12 protein-coding genes are annotated in these 17,445 nt (G+C 65.8%); 11 read left to right on the forward strand and 1 reads right to left on the reverse strand.

Going from position 1 to position 17,445, the window contains the following annotated elements; all coding sequences use genetic code 11:
- Nucleotides 1-27: 27 nt before the first annotated feature.
- The 5 genes from K1X11_RS13650 (at nucleotide 28) to K1X11_RS13670 (ending at nucleotide 7,276) form a co-directional block, all read left to right on the forward strand.
- Nucleotides 28-2,154: a glycoside hydrolase family 3 C-terminal domain-containing protein gene (locus K1X11_RS13650; protein WP_221032671.1), complete on the forward strand. Its 2,127-nt coding sequence runs from the start codon at nucleotides 28-30 to the stop codon at nucleotides 2,152-2,154.
- Between the two features lie 310 nt (nucleotides 2,155-2,464).
- Nucleotides 2,465-2,875: a PadR family transcriptional regulator gene (locus K1X11_RS13655; RefSeq protein ID WP_221032672.1), complete on the forward strand. Its 411-nt coding sequence runs from the start codon at nucleotides 2,465-2,467 to the stop codon at nucleotides 2,873-2,875.
- Complete coding sequence (locus K1X11_RS13660; protein ID WP_221032673.1) at nucleotides 2,872-5,526, forward strand: ABC transporter permease; 2,655 nt, start codon at nucleotides 2,872-2,874, stop codon at nucleotides 5,524-5,526. The genes K1X11_RS13655 and K1X11_RS13660 overlap by 4 nt, the downstream gene beginning before the upstream one ends.
- Nucleotides 5,527-5,582: 56 nt before the next feature.
- A complete protein-coding gene (locus tag K1X11_RS13665) occupies nucleotides 5,583-6,332 on the forward strand; it encodes an SIMPL domain-containing protein (RefSeq protein ID WP_221032674.1) in 750 nt (249 codons plus the stop codon).
- Nucleotides 6,333-6,505: 173 nt separating this feature from the next.
- Nucleotides 6,506-7,276 carry a DUF3667 domain-containing protein gene (locus tag K1X11_RS13670; RefSeq protein WP_221032675.1) on the forward strand — a complete coding sequence of 257 codons (771 nt, stop codon included), beginning with the start codon at nucleotides 6,506-6,508 and terminating at the stop codon, nucleotides 7,274-7,276.
- Here the strand turns inward: K1X11_RS13670 and K1X11_RS13675 are convergent.
- Complete coding sequence (locus tag K1X11_RS13675; protein ID WP_221032676.1) at nucleotides 7,273-8,664, reverse strand: Gfo/Idh/MocA family protein; 1,392 nt, start codon at nucleotides 8,662-8,664, stop codon at nucleotides 7,273-7,275. The two genes, K1X11_RS13670 and K1X11_RS13675, sit on opposite strands and share 4 nt — an antisense overlap.
- A gap of 139 nt (nucleotides 8,665-8,803) precedes the next feature.
- On the opposite strand from K1X11_RS13675, the gene K1X11_RS13680 reads away from it, so the two are divergent.
- The 6 genes from K1X11_RS13680 to K1X11_RS13705 all read left to right on the forward strand — a co-directional run bounded on the left by K1X11_RS13680 (nucleotide 8,804) and on the right by K1X11_RS13705 (nucleotide 17,416).
- On the forward strand, nucleotides 8,804-11,314 hold the full coding sequence (locus K1X11_RS13680) for an MASE1 domain-containing protein (protein ID WP_221032677.1): 2,511 nt from the start codon (nucleotides 8,804-8,806) through the stop codon (nucleotides 11,312-11,314).
- Nucleotides 11,315-11,503: 189 nt separating this feature from the next.
- Nucleotides 11,504-12,601 (forward strand): mannonate dehydratase, encoded by a 1,098-nt coding sequence (locus K1X11_RS13685; RefSeq protein ID WP_221032678.1) that lies wholly within the window; start codon nucleotides 11,504-11,506, stop codon nucleotides 12,599-12,601.
- 108 nt (nucleotides 12,602-12,709) lie between these two features.
- Nucleotides 12,710-14,374, forward strand: coding sequence for an ASKHA domain-containing protein (locus tag K1X11_RS13690; protein WP_324725982.1), 1,665 nt, complete (start codon nucleotides 12,710-12,712; stop codon nucleotides 14,372-14,374).
- A gap of 145 nt (nucleotides 14,375-14,519) precedes the next feature.
- Nucleotides 14,520-15,752: a hypothetical protein gene (locus K1X11_RS13695; protein ID WP_221032679.1), complete on the forward strand. Its 1,233-nt coding sequence runs from the start codon at nucleotides 14,520-14,522 to the stop codon at nucleotides 15,750-15,752.
- Between the two features lie 101 nt (nucleotides 15,753-15,853).
- Nucleotides 15,854-16,189 carry a hypothetical protein gene (locus tag K1X11_RS13700; protein WP_221032680.1) on the forward strand — a complete coding sequence of 112 codons (336 nt, stop codon included), beginning with the start codon at nucleotides 15,854-15,856 and terminating at the stop codon, nucleotides 16,187-16,189.
- 171 nt (nucleotides 16,190-16,360) lie between these two features.
- The gene (locus tag K1X11_RS13705; protein WP_221032681.1) at nucleotides 16,361-17,416 is read left to right on the forward strand and encodes a uroporphyrinogen decarboxylase family protein; all 1,056 of its coding nucleotides are present in this window, start codon (nucleotides 16,361-16,363) and stop codon (nucleotides 17,414-17,416) included.
- The last annotated feature ends 29 nt before the right edge of the window (nucleotides 17,417-17,445 follow it).

Genomic DNA, 17,445 nt, shown 5'->3' on the forward strand with positions numbered 1-17,445 from the left:
GAAAACCTCCCGCCCTCCTTTTCCGCCATGGCCACCGACACCGCACCGTTCCGCAATCCCGACCTGCCCACCGAGCAACGTATCGACGATCTCATTACTCGCCTCACCTCCGCCGAGAAGATCGATATCATTGGCTTCGCCCCGGGCAACGCACGTCTCGGCCTTACCTACACGCCCATCGCCGAGGGTTACCACGGCGTCGCCCAGGGCGGCCCGTCCAACTGGGGCAAAATCAAACCCACCCCCACCACCCAGTTTCCCCAGGCCTACGGTCTCGCCTCCACCTGGGACCCGGCCCTCCTCCAACGCGTTGCCGCCAACCAGGCCGAGGAAGCCCGCTACCTGTTCCAGAGCCCCAAATACCAACGCTCCGGCCTGCTGGTCATGGCTCCCAACGCCGACCTCGCCCGCGACCCTCGCTGGGGCCGCACCGAAGAGGTCTACGGCGAAGACCCCTACCTCGCCGGCACCCTCGCCGCCGCCTTTGCCCGCGGCCTCCGCGGCGACGACCCGCGCTACCTGAAGGCCACCTGTCTGCTCAAACACTTCCTCGCCAACAGCAACGAGAACGGCCGCTTCCACACCTCCTCGGACTTCGACGAACGCCTCTGGCGCGAATACTACGCCAAGGCCTTCCACCTCGCCATCCGCGACGGCGGCGCCCGCTCCATGATGCTGGCCTACAACGCCCACAACGGCACGCCCTGCCACCTCCACCCCATGGTGCGCGACATCGTCATCGGCGAGTGGGGCCTCGACGGCACCATCTGCTCCGACGGCGGCGCCGTCACCCACCTCGTCAACTCGCACCAAGCCTTCCCGTCGCTCACCGAAGCTTCCGCCGCCGTCATCAAGGCCGGGGTCAACCACTTCCTCGATCGCACCGACGGCATCCTCCCCGCCCTCGAGCAAGGTCTGCTCACCGAAGCTGACCTCGATGCCGCCATCCGCGGCCGCCTTCGCCTCTGCCTCGACCTCGGCTTCTTCGATCCGCCCGAGCGCGTGCCGTATTCAGTTATTGGACACGAGACCGACGGCACGCCCGAGCCGTGGGATCGCCCCGCCACCCGCGCCCTCGTGCGCGAAGTCACCGCCAAGTCCATCGTGCTCCTGCGCAACGAGGACCACCTGCTCCCGCTCGACCCCGCCACCGTCGGCTCGGTCGCCGTCGTCGGACCCTGGGCCAACCTCACCCTGCTCGATTGGTATTCCGGCACTCCTCCCTACCAGGTCACCCCGCGCGACGGCATCGAGGCCTACTCGGCCGCCCCGTCCATGTTTGAGCCGTCCAAGTTCGGCGTCATGTGGGCCGGCGATATGAGCGACACCGCCGTGAAAATCGCGAGCGAAGCCGACGTCGCCATCGTCTGTCTCGGCAACCACCCCGAAGGCAACGCCGGCTGGGGTCGTGTCACTTCGCCCAGCGAGGGCAAAGAGGAAGTCGATCGCGCCTCCCTCGATCTCGACCCCGCCCAACTCGCCTTCCTCCAACGCGTGCGCGCCGTTAATCCGCGCACCGTCCTCGCCCTCATCGCCAACTTCCCCTACACCATGCCGTGGGCCGTGCAAAACGTGCCCGCCATCCTGCAGCTCACCCACGCCTCGCAGGAACAGGGTAACGGCCTCGCGGACGTGCTTTTCGGCACCGTCAACCCCGGCGGCAAAACCATCCAAACTTGGCCCAAGTCGATCAACGACCTGCCGCCCATGTTGGACTACAACATCCGCCACGGCCGCACCTACATGTATGCCGAAGCCGAGCCCCAGTTCCCCTTCGGCTACGGCCTCAGCTACACCACCTTCACCCTCGCCGACGCCTCCGCCCAACTCTCGACCGACGGCGCCACCACCACCGTGACGGTGCAGCTCACCAACACCGGCGACCGCCCCGGCGACGAAGTGGTGCAAGTCTACGCCCGCTACCCGCAGTCGGCCGTCGACCGCCCCCGCCAACAACTCGTCGGCTACGCCCGCACTCCCGTCGAACCCGGCGCGACCGTCCCCGTCGAGATCACCATCCCCACCCGCGAGTTCGCCTACTGGAACATCGAGGCCCAAGCCTGGACCCTCGAATCGCTCCCCATCGAACTCCACCTCGGCACCTCCTCCGCCGAGCTCCCCCTGGCCCTCACCCTCACCCCGCCCACCCCGTAGGGTCCGGCTTCAGCCGACCCTCCTCGCCCCCAGCGCGATAGCCTTCCCACGAATGTTCGTATTACGAACATTCGAGAGATCGCCCCGCCCTAGTATCCCTTTTCATGCTGTTTACCAGCATCTTACCTTACCGCACTAAACCACATGTTCGTATTACGAACATTGGTGAGGGACGGTTCGTTGGGCGTGTCCGGACTGCTTTCGCTCGGCTTTAGCTGCGCATCGCCTGCCTCACGAGACAGGGGTTCCTACTTTCCTGTGGACATCCCACATGAAATAAAACACCTCCTGTGGCAATCCCACAGGAAACATGTCTCGCGCCGCTCCTACCTCCCCGTCTTCACCCTCTCCCGCCGACAAGCTCGACCTGCTCCAGGGCACCCTCGATTTGATGGTGCTGCAGTCGCTCGCCGCGCTTGGGCCGCTCCACGGTTACGGCATCGCCCGCCGCATTGAACAGGTGGGCGGGGGCGAGATCCTGCTCAACCAGGGCACCATCTACGCCGCGCTCGTTCGCCTCCAGCAAGGCGGCTGGATCTCCGCCGATTGGGGCACGTCGGACAACAACCGCCGCGCCAAGTTCTACACCCTCACCCCGCGCGGCGAGAAACGCCTTGCCGCCGATGCCGCCAACTGGCGCCGCGTGGCCAACATCATGGACCGCTTCCTCGACGCGTCCACCACCCCACCCCTCAACCCGAACCCGGAGGCCGCATCATGAGCCTCGCCGCCTTTTTCCAACGGCTGACCGCCCGCCTCCGCGCCGTCTTCCAGAAGCCGACCCTCGATGCTGATCTCGACGAGGAGCTGCGCCATCACCTCGAGTGCCTCACCGAGGACAACCTCGCCCGCGGCATGTCGCCCGCCGCCGCCCGCCGCGCCGCTCACCTTTCCCTCGGCAGCATCGACGCCGCCACCGAACTCCACCGCGACACCCGCAGCCTGCCGTGGCTGGAGCACCTCGCCCAGGACCTGCGCCACACCTTCCGCCAACTTCGCCGCGAGCGCACCTTCGCCGTCATCGCCGTGCTCGTGCTCGCCATCGGCGTGGGCCTCAACACTGCCGTCTTCAGCCTCATCAATACCGTCCTCCTGCGCCCACTCCCGGCCCCGGCCGCCGAGCGCCTCGTCGAGATTTCCAACGGCGATCCCGCCAACGCCGACCGCGACCTCTCCTCGCGCACCCACCGAGTCGACAGCTGGGAGGGCATGCTCAACCAAAGCCGCTCCTTCGATGCCATCGAGGCCTACGATCCGTTTTCCCTCCGCCAAACTTACCCGGTCGAGATCGACGCCGCCACCACCCAGACCAGCAACCTCGTCTTCGTCACCCAAGGTCTCTTCCCCCTGCTCGGCATCCACCCCGAGCTCGGCCGCCTCTTCTCCACCGCCGACGCCATCGACGACGGCGCACCCGTCATCATTATCACGCATCAGATGTGGCAACAGCGCTTCGGCGGCGACCCCGCCATCATCGGCCGCAGCGTGCGCATCGGCGGACGGCCCATCACCGTCATCGGCGTCCTGCCCGCCACCGATACCTTTGCCCAACTTTTCTACCCGGCCGTGCGCGTCGACGCCTACGCCATCCTCACCCCCGAGAACCGCCGCAACTACGGCAACACCCTGCAACTGATCGGCCGCCTCGCGCCCGACGTCACGCCCGCCGCCGCCGACGCCGAACTCGATCTCGTCATGCAGCGCCTGCTCACCGAGATCCCCAACCGCAGCGATTTCCACCGTGCAAATGTCGCCCCGCTGCACGACGTGCTCACGGATCGTCTGCGCCAGCCCTTGCTCTTCCTCGGCACCGCCGCCGCGCTCGTGCTCGCCATCGTTGCCTTCAACTTCGGTGGACTCCTCCTCGCCCGCGGTGCCAGTCGCGGCCGAGAACTCGCCGTGCGCGCCGCCCTCGGGGCCGGGCGCGGTCGCCTCCTGCGCCAACTCCTCACCGAAAGCGCCGTGCTCGTCTCCTTTGGTGCCCTCGGCGGCACGCTGCTGGCCAGCGGTGCGATCACCTTTCTCGCCCGCCGCTCGTCGATCGAAATCCCCCTTCTCCAAGGTCTCCAACTCGACGGCACCGCGCTCGCCTTCATGGTCGTGATCAGCGCCCTCACCGCCGTCGTCTGCGGACTCGGTCCGGCCTGGCGACTCAGCCGCGCCGACGACGACGCCTGCGGCGCTCTGCACCAACAGGCCCGCGGCGGCACCGCCGGTCGCAGCCTCACCCACGCCCGTTCGCTGCTCGTCGTGCTCGAAGTCGCCCTCGCCTCCGCTCTCGCCATTTCCGCCGGTCTCGCCACCCGCAGCCTGCAAAACGTCCTCGCCGTCGACCTCGGTTACGAAGCCCGCGACCTCTATGCCCTGCGCGTCGACATGTTGCGCCCGCCCGAGGAACACGCGCCCTACCTCACGCCCTTGCTCGATCGCACCCTCGCCTTGCCCGGCGTCAGCGCCGCCGGCTTCACCGATGCCCTGCCCATCGAACGCGACCGCACCTGGGGCATCGGCGCGTTTAAGAGTCCGACCGACCGCTCCCAACCCGACGAGTTTCTGGGCGCCCGGGTGAAGATCGTCAGCCCCGGTCTCTTCGACGCCATGAACATCGCCCTCCTGCGCGGCCGCGACTTCACCCGCCTCGACGACAGCGAACACCCCGAGGTCGTCATCCTCAACCAACGTCTCGCCCAACGCCTCTTCCCCGACCGCGATCCCATCGGCCAAGCCACCACCCAAGGCGAAGTGATCGGCATCGTCGCCGACACCCGTCACGCCGGTCCCGAGTCGCCGCTCAGCTTCGAGATGTATCTGCCCTACCGCCAACAACCCAGCGGCTCCTTCGATCTGATGGTGCGCTCATCGCTGCCACTCGCGGCCCTGCGCCAGGACTTGGCCAGCGCCTTGGGCGCGCTCGATCCCTCGCTGCCCTTCAGCCAAATGCGCCCGCTGAGCGAACTCGTTGATCGCGCCAACTCCTCCCGTCGCATGCTCACCGGCCTCATCGGCGGCTTCGCCGGTATCTCCCTCGCCCTGGCCGCCCTCGGCCTCTACGGCGTCATCGCCTACACGGTCACCCAACGCACCAAAGAGATCGGCATTCGCATGGCCCTCGGCGCGACCACCAGCGCCGTCCGCGCCGACGTCGTCGGTCGCACCTTGCGCCTCGCGATCCTCGGCCTCGCCGGCGGACTCCTCCTCGCTCTCGCGGCCAACCAACTCATGAGCAGCCTGCTCTACGGCGTCGCCGCCTTCGACCTCGCCATCTACGCCACCGCCGCCGTCGCCGTGCTGGTTTGCGCGACCTTCGCGGGCCTCCTCCCCGCCGCCCGCGCCGCCCGCGTCGATCCCATGGTCGCTCTGCGCGCGGACTGAGCACACGAAACCATTCGCCAATCGTGCTGTCGATGGGAGGACCAAACCCTCCCATCATGAACTCCATTTTCCGCCGTTTCACCGCCGCCGCCCTCCTGCTCACTGCCGCCAGCCTGCCGCTGGCGTCCACCGTCCGCGCCGACGAACACAGCATGGAGGCCGAGCGCCGCATCCTCACCGTCACAGGTGAGGACACCGTGCGCATCCCGGCCACCCTTGCCCAGATTTCCATCATCATCGAGGCCCGCGAAAAGACCTCGGCCGAGGCCAACCGCGCCGTCGTTGACCCCTCCCGCGCCGTCCTCGATTTTCTCGAGAGCGAAGGCGCCGAGCGTATCCAAGCCGGTGCCCTCACGCTCAATCCGATCTACAGCCGCATGAAGGCGAGCTCCATGGCCGACGAAGGCCCGCAGATCACCGGCTACCAAGCCCAGTGGAACGCTTCGTTCGTGGTGCCCGCCGAGCGCGCCGGTGAGTTTGCCTCCGGTGTCGTCGAAGCCGGCGCCAACCGCGTGACCCAGTTCGCCTTCCTTGCCGCCGACGACGCGATCGCGGCCGCCCGCACCGAGGCCCTGCAATCCGCCACCCGCGAAGCCCGCGCCACCGCCGAGGCCGTGCTCGCCACCCTCGACTACGAACTGGCCGAGGTCGTGCGTATCCACGTCAACACTACCGGCCCCGTGCGCCCGCTCCAGCGCGGTGTCATGCACAGCATGGCCATGGAGTCCTCGGCCGGCTCCTCCGCCGCCGTCGAGCCCGGCTTCATCGACATCAACGGCAACGTCACCCTCGAAGTGCGTTACTGAGCGCCCTGCACTGAGGCAACGCAGCGCGAGCGAGCTCGCGGCCTACAGTGAGATTTCGTAAAGGCAATGTAGGCTGCGAGCTCGCTCGCGCTACGCTGCCCCTCGGCTCCATCACAACCGCCGCCGCCACCCCACGCTCGCCATGACGCCGCGACTCCGCTTGCGTTCGTGTCATGGCCACCGAACCGCCAGCGCCCGGATCCTGTCTGAACTGCGGCACGCCGCTCACCGATCGCTTTTGCCCGCACTGCGGCCAAAAAGCGCAGCCCACCCGCCTCCCCCTGCGTGACGTGCTGGGTGAGGCCACCTCCACGTTTCTCAACGTCGATGGTCTTTTCTGGCGCACCCTGCGCACGCTTTTCCTCCACCCCGGCCAGGTCACGGCCGACTACAACGCCGGCCGCCGTGCCGCTCAGCTTCCGCCCCTGCGCATTTATTTGGGCATCAGCGTCATCTACTTCGTGACCCTGTCGTTCCTCGGTCAGGACCGGGTCCTCTTCGTCAGCCTCACCACCACCAAAGAAAGTGGGGCTGCTGCGGAGATTATCGGCCCAGCGATGCAATACCTGCTCTTCTTCTTTGTCCCTGCCCTGGCCGGCCTGCTGAAATTGCTCCGCTGTCGGCCTGGCGGCTACTTCGTTGAGTATCTGGTTTTCGCCATCCACCTCCACTCAATCTGGTTCGCCTGGTTCTGGCTGCAGCTGGTGCTGGGCGGCCTGCTTGATCTGGCCCCGGCCAGCCTGTCCGGCATCACCCGCATGCTCGGTTACGGGGTGGATGCGATTCCGCAGGCGTTGCCCGTGATCTACCTGATTCTGAGCCTGCGGCGCGCCTTCGAACTGCGCTGGTGGACCGCCATCTGGAAGAGCTTCGCCGCCATTCTGGGTTACTCGTTCCTGCTCGCCGTCGCCATGGCGGTTTTCTTCGCCTTCAGCGGAATCTAATCCGGCAACTTGGCCAACACCGCCGCGAGTTCCCTGGTCGGTTGCCACGCGCCATCGCGCCGCTCCGGCCGCGCCATCGCGGTGGCCTTCGGTGAACCTATCGCGGTCATGCTGGCCGCATCCCAACGGATCTCTTCACCGGAACGCTCCGCCAGAGCGCCCAGCAACACCTGCTCGGTGAGCGCTGCGCCGTAAGCGAAGTCCGCCCCGCCGCTGCGGCCAGCGTGGATGGCGTTATACCAATCCTGGAAGTGCCCGCCCTTCACCCGCGGCAACCACTTGGCCGGACGGTTGGCCCGCACCTCCTGCTCGCGCGCCTCGGGGTAGATCTTCGGACTGCGACTCACCCGCATGTCCGGGATGAACATCGTCCCCTCCGGCCCGGCGAAGGCCATGCCGTTCTTCGTCTCGCGCACCACCTCGTCGGGCACGTGCGGGATGCCGCTCGGATGATTCTGCACGTCGCCCTTCCAGCCATTGCGCCAGTGCACCGTGAGCGGCGGATGCGAGCCGCGCGCAGGGAAACGGTAACGCAGGTTCGCCCACTGCGGGATGGTGTATTCAGAAACTCCCGACACTTCCGGAATCACGCTCTCCGGGAACCCCGTATCGAGCGCGAAACGCACCGCATCAAACATGTGCATGCCGATGTCGCAGATCGCCCCGCTGCCGAAGCCCCACCAATTGCGCCACACCTGCGGCGCATACTGCGAGCTGTAGGGACGGTAGGGGCGGTCCATCAACCAGGCCCGCCAATCGATCGTGTCGCGCTCCGGCTCCGCCTCGGCCAGCGTTTCGGACCAGATGGAAATGCGCTTCTGGGTGCGATCGGTCCACAGCCACACATCGGTCACCGGACCGACCACGCCGCTGGCAATCCACTCCCGCAGCAGCCGGGTGCCTTCCATCGCATGGCCCTGCGTGCCGAGCTGGGTCGACACGCCGTGAAACGCCGCCGCCGCCGCGATGCGCCGGCATTCCCACGGCGTCGTCGCCATGGGTTTTTCCAAATACACGTTCAGCCCGGCCTCCATCGCCATCATCGCCAGCGGGTAGTGCGCGTGGTCCGGTGTCGTGATGACCACGCCGTCCATCTCCGCCGCATGCCGGTCGAGAAATTTCCGCACGTCGCGGTAGTGCGGCACCTGTGGATGGTCCGCGTAAGTCTTCGCCGCACGCTCGTCGTCGACATCACAGAACGCCACGTAGTGCTGCTCCACCTGTCCGCTGATCGCCGCCTGGGCCCAACCGCCGGCACCGATGAAGCCGATCTTCAGCTGGTCCGATGGCGCGGCGCGCAGCGAGCGCGGGAGCAAGAGGGCGGCCGAGCCGGCCACACCGAGTGAAGTAAGAAAGTCGCGTCGACGAAGCGTGGGGTAGGACGACATGAGGCGCGATCATGCTCCCGCGTCCCGCGCTCGCAATCGCCAATCCCGCGCGCATCCGCTGGACGTTACGCTAACCGCTTGCGGCGCAGACCGGTTTACCCAAGATCCTCCACCAAACTCGCTTTCGGCTTTTCCTTCGGTGCCTCCGTCCGCTTCCCCTCCTCCAGCCAACTCGCCCGCGACGCCCACGCACTACCACCCTTGGCTCCTTTGTTTGGTGACCATGGTGGGCTATTGCGCCGGCGCCTCCTTCTCCGGCTATTTCTCCATCTGGGTGGACGGCGTGTCCTACTTCTGGCTGCCGAGCGGTTTGTATCTGGGCATCCTCTTGCTCACGTCTCCCCGCCAATGGTGGATCGTGGTGGTGGGCGCCGGTCTCGGCGACCTGTGCTTCAACCGGGTGTTGTTTCCGCAGTGGTCCTGGCCCCTCTCCATGCTGCTGACGGCCCATCTAGGCAACAGTGTCTCCGCCGTATTGGGCGCCGCGCTGGTGCGGCATTTTGTGGCCCCGCGGCCGCTGCTGCGCTCATTACGCGAGTTCGCGTTGATCATCGTCCTAGGCGGCTGCGTCGCGCTCGTGCCCACCTCGGTTTCCGGCGCGTTGTTGATCAATGGATGGTCCCCAGAGATCTCCCTCCTGAGCAACATCATCGCTTGGTATTCCAGCGACCTGCTGGGCGTCCTGCTGGTAACGCCCTTCATCCTGCTGTGGACGCAGCCCCGCACGGCCCCCGCCCGTCCTTTCACCATCGCTCAAGTGATCGAAGGCACCGTGCTCGGCTACGGACTCATCGTGCTCACCACGGCATCCTTTCTCGTCGGCTGGCCGGAACGCACCGAGACCCTCTACGCCTCCTTCCCCTTCGTCATTTGGGCCGCCGTGCGCTTCGGTCGCCGGGGCGCCGCCGCCACCATTCTCATCGCCGCGATCATCGCCCACTGGTTCAATGCCTTCGGCTACGGCTCCATCGGCAGCAGCGACCTCACCCCGGCCGCCAAGAGTATCGAGATGCTGCTCAGCATCGGTCTCTTCGTGCTCGTGGGCATGGTGCCCGCCATCGTCATCTCCAACGAACGTCGCGCCGAAGCCCGTGCCCGCCAGAGCGAACAACGCCGCGCTGCCGCCGTGCGCAGTTCCAACGCCGCCACCTGGGAACTGCACCTGCCGACTCAGCAGATCGAGATTTCCGGCCGCTTCCGCAAACTCCTCGGCTTCGGCGCCGAGCCACTCCACGAACCACTCGAAACGTTCCTGCAGCGCATGTCCACCGACGACATCAACGCCGCCCGCCGGGCGATCGGCGCCCTGCGCGACGACGCCAGCATGCCGCTCGACGTGGATGTGCGTTTCCCCGACGCCCAGCACCAGCTCCGCTGGTTCAACCTGCGTGGCGCGCTCGTGCAAAATCATCGCGGTCCGGCCACCCACCTCACGGGGTCGCTCATCGAGATCACGGAGCGCAAACAGCTCGAAGCCCGGGTCCAGCAGGCCGACAAACTCGCCGTGATCGGCCAACTCGCCGGCGGCGTCGCCCACGATTTCAACAATCTCCTCGCAGCCATGATCATGAACATCGAGCTGCTGCAGATTAAAAACCCGCGCGGACCCATCGCAGAGTCCCTCGGCGAGTTGCACGGGCTCTCTAAACGCGCCACCCGCCTCACCGAGCAACTGCTCATGTTCGCCCGCCGCCGCTCCATGCAGCTCGAGCCCGTGGAGCTCGCCCCGCGTCTCGAAGAACTCTCGCGCCTGCTCCGTCGCCTGCTGCCCGAAAACATTGAACTGCAGATCGATTGTCCAACCGGACTCTGGATCGCCGCCGACCCGGCCATACTCGATCAGGCCTTGCTCAACCTCTGCGTAAATGCCCGCGACGCCATGCCGCGGGGCGGGCAACTCCACCTCAGCGCCACGACCATCGAAACGCGCAGCCGAGTTCAGATCAAAACCAACCAGCATACCCCCGCCCCCCCACCATCGTCAGCGCCTCCCTCGCCCCACGTGCGACTCTCCGTCCGCGACACCGGAGTAGGCATCAGTGACGAGGATCAATCCCACTTGTTTGAACCCTTCTTCACCACCAAAGGACCCGGCAAAGGCACGGGCCTTGGGCTCGCCTCCGCCGACGGCATCGTTCACCAACACAACGGTTGGATCGAGGTCGACAGCACCCCGGGCCGCGGCACCACCTTCACCCTTTTCATCCCCACCATCCCGGCCCCCCGGTCCTCCCCCGCGACCGCCAAACCCAACTTTCCCTCCCCGCCCCGCCAGGAGGTAGTCCTCTACGTCGAAGACGAGGCCGCTGTGCGCAAAGCCACCAGCGCCATGCTTGAGGAGCTCGGCTATACCGTGATCGCCGCCCACGACGCCGACCACGCCCGCCATTGCCTCGCCGAACACCCCGGCGCCGTCCACCTGCTCTTCTCCGATATCGTCATGCCCGGTGAAACCGACGGCATCACCCTCGGCCGCGAACTCCGCGCCGCCGATCCCGCCCTCCGCATCCTGCTCACCAGCGGCTACAGCCAACAAATCCTCGCCGGTTCCAACCTCAGCCGGGAAGGGTTCAGTTTCCTGCCCAAACCCTTCGATCGCCGGTCCCTCGCCACCGCCCTGCGCGCCGCCCTGGACGCCCCGATCGCGTAAGCGAATCCCCGCTGGCGAACGCGGACGTCCCCGCCCGCGTCATCCTGCCCCTCCGCTCCGTCTTCGTGGTCAATTGCCGCCCGAAAATCAACAGTTGAGCACATGCGCAGTAGCGCTCCACCAACCGGAGCCTACGCTCCTCATTCTCCCCGCCCCGGGAATCCAAATCCCCTCCCCCTCCCTGCACCCATGAAACTCGGTCTTGGCCTCTACCGGCACATGCTCACGCCTGAAAATCTGGCCTTCGCGCGCCAAGCAGGCGCGACCCATATCGTGGGCCACATGGTGGACTACTTCCGCGGTGGCCAACACGCCCACGCCGAAGACCAACCCACCGGCACCGATCGCGGTTGGGGCCTGGCCGGCGACCCCGACCAACTCTGGACCGTCGACGAACTCGTCGCCATCCGCCGCGACGTCGAAGCCGCCGGCCTCACCCTCGAAGCCATCGAGAACTTCGACCCCGCCCACTGGCACGACATCCTCCTCGATGGTCCGCAACGCGACCGCCACGTGGAGAACGTGCGCACCACGATCCGCCGCCTCGGCCAGGCCGGCATCCCGATCATGGGCTACAACTTTTCGCTCGCCGGCGTCGCCGGCCGCACCACCGGCAACTACGCCCGCGGCAGCGCTCCCGCCGTCGGCATGGAAGGTCCCTACGACCTGCCGATGACCCAAGGCATGGCGTGGAACATGATCATCGATCCCACTGCCGACCTCGACCAACCCCTACCCCCCGTCACCCACGAGCAATTGTGGGACCGCCTCCACCGCTTCCTCGACGATGTCCTGCCGGTCGCGGAGGAGGCCGGGGTTAAACTTGCCGCCCACCCCGACGACCCGCCCATGCCGACCATCCGCGGCACGCCGCGCTTGGTCTATCAGCCGTCGATGTATCAACGCCTCATCGACCTCAACCCGAGCCCGGCCAACACCCTCGAGTTCTGCGTCGGCTCCCTCGCCGAAATGACCGAGGGCGACGTCTACGAGGTGGTCGAAACCTACGCCCGCCAAAACCGCCTCGGCTACGTCCACCTCCGCAACGTCGTCGGCAAGGTTCCGACCTACAAAGAGTCCTTCATCGACGACGGCGACGTCGATGTGCTGCGCGTCATGCGCATCCTCCACGACTGCGGTTTCGACGGCGTCGTCATCCCCGACCACGCCCCGCAGATGTCCTGCGCCGCCCCCTGGCACGCCGGCATGGCCTACGCCCTCGGCTTCATGGCCGCCGGCCTCAAAACACTCACCGGCGCCAACGCCGCCGGAAATCCCAAATCCTAAATCCCAAACCCCAACCACCACGTTCCAGTGCGTAGTCGGTAGACGAAGCCATCCGTGTCCATCCGTGGTTAAAAAAATTCCCTGCCTCTAGGCCCATTCCCCGTCCACGTGCCCCGCCTTTTGCTCAACGCCCAGCCCGTCGACGTCGCCGCTGATTCCACCGCGACGCTCTTCGACCATGCCGAACACCTCGGCATCCGCGTGCCCACGTCGTGCCGCAAACAGGGCAAGTGCCGCGAGTGTATCATGGAAATCACTACGGGCGCCGAACACCTCAGCGCGCCCGGCCCCGAGGAGCAGCATCTCACCGCCGGCTTCCGCCTCTCCTGCCGCACCCGCCTCGCCGCCGACGCTCCCGCCGATGCCGAGGTTCACGCCCACACCATGCGGCGCGGCACCCTGCGCGTCGAAAACGAAGCCTACGAACTTCCCGTCCATGCCGCCGGTTTCACGCCCGAGCCCTGCGTCACCCGCGACGGCGAACGCATCCTGCTCGACGGCGTCGAAATCGACCGGCGCCCGGTCAGCGATCCCGCTCACGGCATCGCCCTCGACATCGGCACCACCACCGTCGTGCTCCGCCTGCTCGACCTCGAGTCCGGCGCCCTCGTCGCCACCTCCTCCTTCGAGAACCCGCAACGCTTCGGCGGCTCCGATGTCATGGCGCGCATCGCCTTCGACACCGAAGACAAGACCCGCTCTCTCCAGCGCACCCTGCTCGGTTACCTCAACCACGCCATCGCGGAACTGCCCGTGCCCGCCGACTCGATCTACGAAGTCGTCATCGCCGGCAACTCCACCATGCGGGACATGTTCTTTCGGCTCTCCGTCTACACCATCGGCCAGAGCCCCTACCAGTCGCTCACCGAACACGAGATGGCCGAGGGCAAGCGCGACTCCACCGTGCTCACCACCACGGCCAAAAAACTCGGCCTCGCCGTCCACCCGGCCGCGCGTCTCTACGGCATGCCCATCATGAGCGGCCACGTCGGCGCCGACACCGCCGCCTGCATGCTCGCCGCCGACATCCAGCACGAGGACCGCCTCGTTGCCATCATGGACATCGGCACCAACACCGAACTCGTCCTCGGCAACAAAGACCGCGTCGTCGCCGCCTCCTGCCCCGCCGGCCCCGCCTTCGAGGGTGGCCAGATTTCCTGCGGGATGCCCGGCCTCCCCGGCGCCATCGAAAAAGTGATGATGGACGACGACGAGGAATTCACCGTCTCCGTCATCGGAGGCGAAACCGAAACGCCCGTCGGCCTCTGTGGCTCCGGCCTGGTCTCCCTGCTCAGCGAACTTGTGCGCGGCGATCGCATGAACCGCCTCGGCCGTTTCGAGTTCGACGAGGAACCCATCGAGGTTGCCCCCGGCGTCACCTTCTCCGAAGCCGACGTCAACAACCTCGCCCAGGCCAAAGGCGCCAACGTCGCCGGCCTGCAGATCATCTTCGAACACTTCGGGATCAGCGCCGACCAGCTCGACGTCTTTTACCTCGCCGGCGGCTTCGGTCGTCACCTCGACCTCGAGGCCTCCAAACGCATCGGTCTCATCCCCGACATCCCCGACGCCAAGATCCGCCGCGTCGGCAACGCCGCCGTCGAAGGCGCCTGCATCGCCCTCCTCTCCAAAACCAAACGCACGGAACTCGAAGCCCTCGTCCGCCGCGTTGAACACTGCCGCCTCGAGACCCACCCCCACTTCTTCGACGTCTTCGTCGAAGGCTGCCAATTCGCCCCCTTCCAATCCACCCCCACCAACGAGTTTTCTTAACCACGAATGAACACGAATAGCTCCACTACCGTTTCACTTTTTTGCTCGGTTCCAGTGCGTAGCCGGTAGGCGAAGCCCTTCGTGTCCACTTGTGCGCCTCTGGCGCATTCGTGGTTAAAAAAACCGCCCTGCCCCTCCGCCCCTTTTGCCCGCCCTCGCTCCAGTCCCGGAAACCCTGCTCACCGCGCTGACCATCGACGTGCCCCGCGCCGAATATCACCGCCTGCTCGGTTACCCACCCGGTCACGAACCGGACGAACGCATCCACGCGCTCACCCAACAAACCGTCGCGTGGTATGCCACCCACGGCCAACCCTGGATCTACCTGCGCGAAGCCTCCCTCGATCTGAGCAACGACGCGCTCCACATCGACGGCACCCGCTTCAATTCGCCCAAACTGCTCGCCCACCTGCGCGACGCCGGCGCCACCCGCGTCATGCTCGCCGCCGTCGGAGCCGGCGCCGCCATCGCCACGCGCTCAAACGCCCTTTGGCAGGAAGGTAAACCCGACGAATATTTCTTTGCCGAAGTCTACGGTTCCGCCGTCGTCGAACACCTCGTGGCCTCCCTCCTCGGCCGCATCTGCGACCTCGCCGAACCCGCCGGGCTCATGGCCATCCCGCACTACAGCCCGGGCTACGCCGGCTGGGATGTCTCCGAGCAAAACCGCCTTCACGACCTGATCCGCCAGAACCAGACCCAACCGCTGCCCGAGCCCATCGAGGTCCTCTCCAGCGGCATGATTCGGCCCAAGAAAACCCAGTTCGGCATCTTCGGTCTCATCCCGCGCACCCCGGACGCCCTCGCGACACCCGCCCTCAAGCCCTGCCAGCGTTGCGCCTTCGAGCCCTGCCAATATCGCCGCGCGCCCTACCAACACGCCCCGGTCGCCATCGCCGAGCCCAAGCCCGTGTCACCGACTCCCCAATACACCGTCGCCCGCCGCGCGCTCCGCAAATGGGCCGACCAGCGCCTCCGTCTCGACTATCACGACAACGGCACCCTCACCGCCACCTTCCGTTTCGAAGGCAGCACCTGCTCCAACATGGGCCACCCGCTCGCCTTCGACTACCGCATCAAACTCGGTCCCGCCACCGACAGTCACCGGATATTGGATACGTCCTGCGAACCGGCCCCCGGCGACACCGGCCACACCCAGCAATGCGCCTGGCTGCGCGATCCCGAAGCCACCCAACGTCGCATCGCCGAACCGCCGCCCGTCGTCGGCCAGCCCCTCGACGCCGTGCTCTCCTGGCCCCGCGAAACCCGCCAAAGCGGCTGTTACTGCGACGCCACCTCCCGCGCCCACAAATGGGGCCTCGCCCTCGAAACCCTCCACTACGCACTGAGCGAAACTCAGCAAAATCCAAAATCCTAAAACCCCAAATCCTAACCACCGGGAGGACCGACCCCGCGCCTGCAGGACGTCAGCCGAACCTACTCACTACTCGCTACCCGCTACTCAATACTTCCAACACAATGATCAAACTCTGCGATATCGACCCCGCCACCGACGAGAAACTGCCCGGCAATTTCTCCGACAAGTCCGGCGTCGGCGTGCACTACGCCAGCGCCTTCATCAAACAACTCACCGTCAAACTCGACGACGGCACCAAGGTCATGTGCAAGCGCAAGGGCCTGAAGCTCATGCTCCGCATCAACAAGGCCAAAGGTGAGGGCCTGCTCCGCCGCCTCGAGCACGGTCCCGACGTGAAGAACATGCTGCACAAGGCCCTCGAAGAAGCCGCCACCGACGCCGGCGCCCAAATCGAAATCCGCGGCAAAGAAGTCTACCTCCAACCCCCAGCTGAATAATCCGTCCGTCTGCTTTTATAACCACAGATGAACACAGATAGACACAGATCAAAAGGCCCTGCTGTGCGTAGCCGGTAGGCGAAGCCATCCGTGTCCATCCGTGGTTAAAAACACCGCCCTGCCACTCAGCCAGCTCACCTAAAACCTAAATCCTAAAACCCACCTACCCCTATGCGCCCCGAACAATGGGAAATCTTTAAGAAAGCCGCCCACGGCGAACGCCTCGATAACATCCCGATGGCCATGATCATCGATAGCCCCTGGATCCCGGGCTATTGCGGCGTGAAGCACATGGACTTCTTCCTCGATCCCGAGGTCTGGTTCAACTGCCACCTCAAGATCCACCAGGAGTTCCCCGACGTCATCTTCATCCCCGGTTGGTGGATGGAATACGGCATGGCCGCCGAACCCTCCGCCCTCGGCGCCAAGATCAAGTTCTGGCCAGACAACACGCCCTCCGAATACCATGGCCTCTTCCGCATCGAAGACGTCGACAAGCTGCACGAATACGAGGTCGAGGCCGACGCCTTCATGGCCATGACCCTGCATCGCATCCGCATGCAAAAGCAGCGTGTCTTCGACGCCGGTTACATCATGCCCATCGTCACCGCCCGCGGTCCGATGTGCACCGCCGGCTTCGTCCGCAACACCGCCGACTTCATGCTCGATCTGGTCGATAAGCCCGAGCACGCCCACAAGCTCCTCGACCTCTGCACCCGCCTCATCATCGACTGGCTCAAGGCCCAGGCCAAAGCCATCGGCGACTGCGTTGAAGGCATCTTCATTCTCGACGACATCGTCGGCTTCGTGAACGAGGAACACTATCAGGAGTTCTGCCACCCCTACCTCAAGCGCATCTGCGATGCCTTCCCGAAGGATTGGGTGAAGATCTATCACAACGACGCCTCCATCGAAGCCTGTATGGAGCACCTCCCCGACGTCGGCTTCAACGTGCTCAACTGGGGCAAGCAGACCGACATCGAGGACGTCAAATTCCAGATCGGCGAAGACATGACCCTCATGGGCAACGTCAACCCGCTCGAGATCGGCGTCCGCGGCACCCCCGAGGAGTGCTACGAAGCCACCATGGACGTGCTCAACAAGTCCGAAGGTGAACGCATCATCCTCTCCGTCGGCGGCGGCACCTCACCCGGCATGCCCAAGGCCAACATCGAAGCCATGCTCTCCGCCCTCAACGCCTACAACGCCGCGAGACGCGGCGAGTAGCCTGAAGCGATAAGCCAAAAGCCACCAGC

It is taken from the genome of Actomonas aquatica, assembly GCF_019679435.2.
GTDB lineage: Bacteria > Verrucomicrobiota > Verrucomicrobiia > Opitutales > Opitutaceae > Actomonas > Actomonas aquatica.

Coding starts and splice junctions, on each gene's coding strand:
- K1X11_RS13685 (WP_221032678.1), top strand. CDS start 11,504: ATGAAACTCGGTCTTGGCCTCTACCGGCACATGCTCACGCCTGAAAAT.
- K1X11_RS13650 (WP_221032671.1), top strand. CDS start 28: ATGGCCACCGACACCGCACCGTTCCGCAATCCCGACCTGCCCACCGAG.
- K1X11_RS13705 (WP_221032681.1), top strand. CDS start 16,361: ATGCGCCCCGAACAATGGGAAATCTTTAAGAAAGCCGCCCACGGCGAA.
- K1X11_RS13700 (WP_221032680.1), top strand. CDS start 15,854: ATGATCAAACTCTGCGATATCGACCCCGCCACCGACGAGAAACTGCCC.
- K1X11_RS13670 (WP_221032675.1), top strand. CDS start 6,506: ATGGCCACCGAACCGCCAGCGCCCGGATCCTGTCTGAACTGCGGCACG.
- K1X11_RS13675 (WP_221032676.1), bottom strand. CDS start 8,664: ATGTCGTCCTACCCCACGCTTCGTCGACGCGACTTTCTTACTTCACTC.
- K1X11_RS13660 (WP_221032673.1), top strand. CDS start 2,872: ATGAGCCTCGCCGCCTTTTTCCAACGGCTGACCGCCCGCCTCCGCGCC.
- K1X11_RS13665 (WP_221032674.1), top strand. CDS start 5,583: ATGAACTCCATTTTCCGCCGTTTCACCGCCGCCGCCCTCCTGCTCACT.
- K1X11_RS13655 (WP_221032672.1), top strand. CDS start 2,465: ATGTCTCGCGCCGCTCCTACCTCCCCGTCTTCACCCTCTCCCGCCGAC.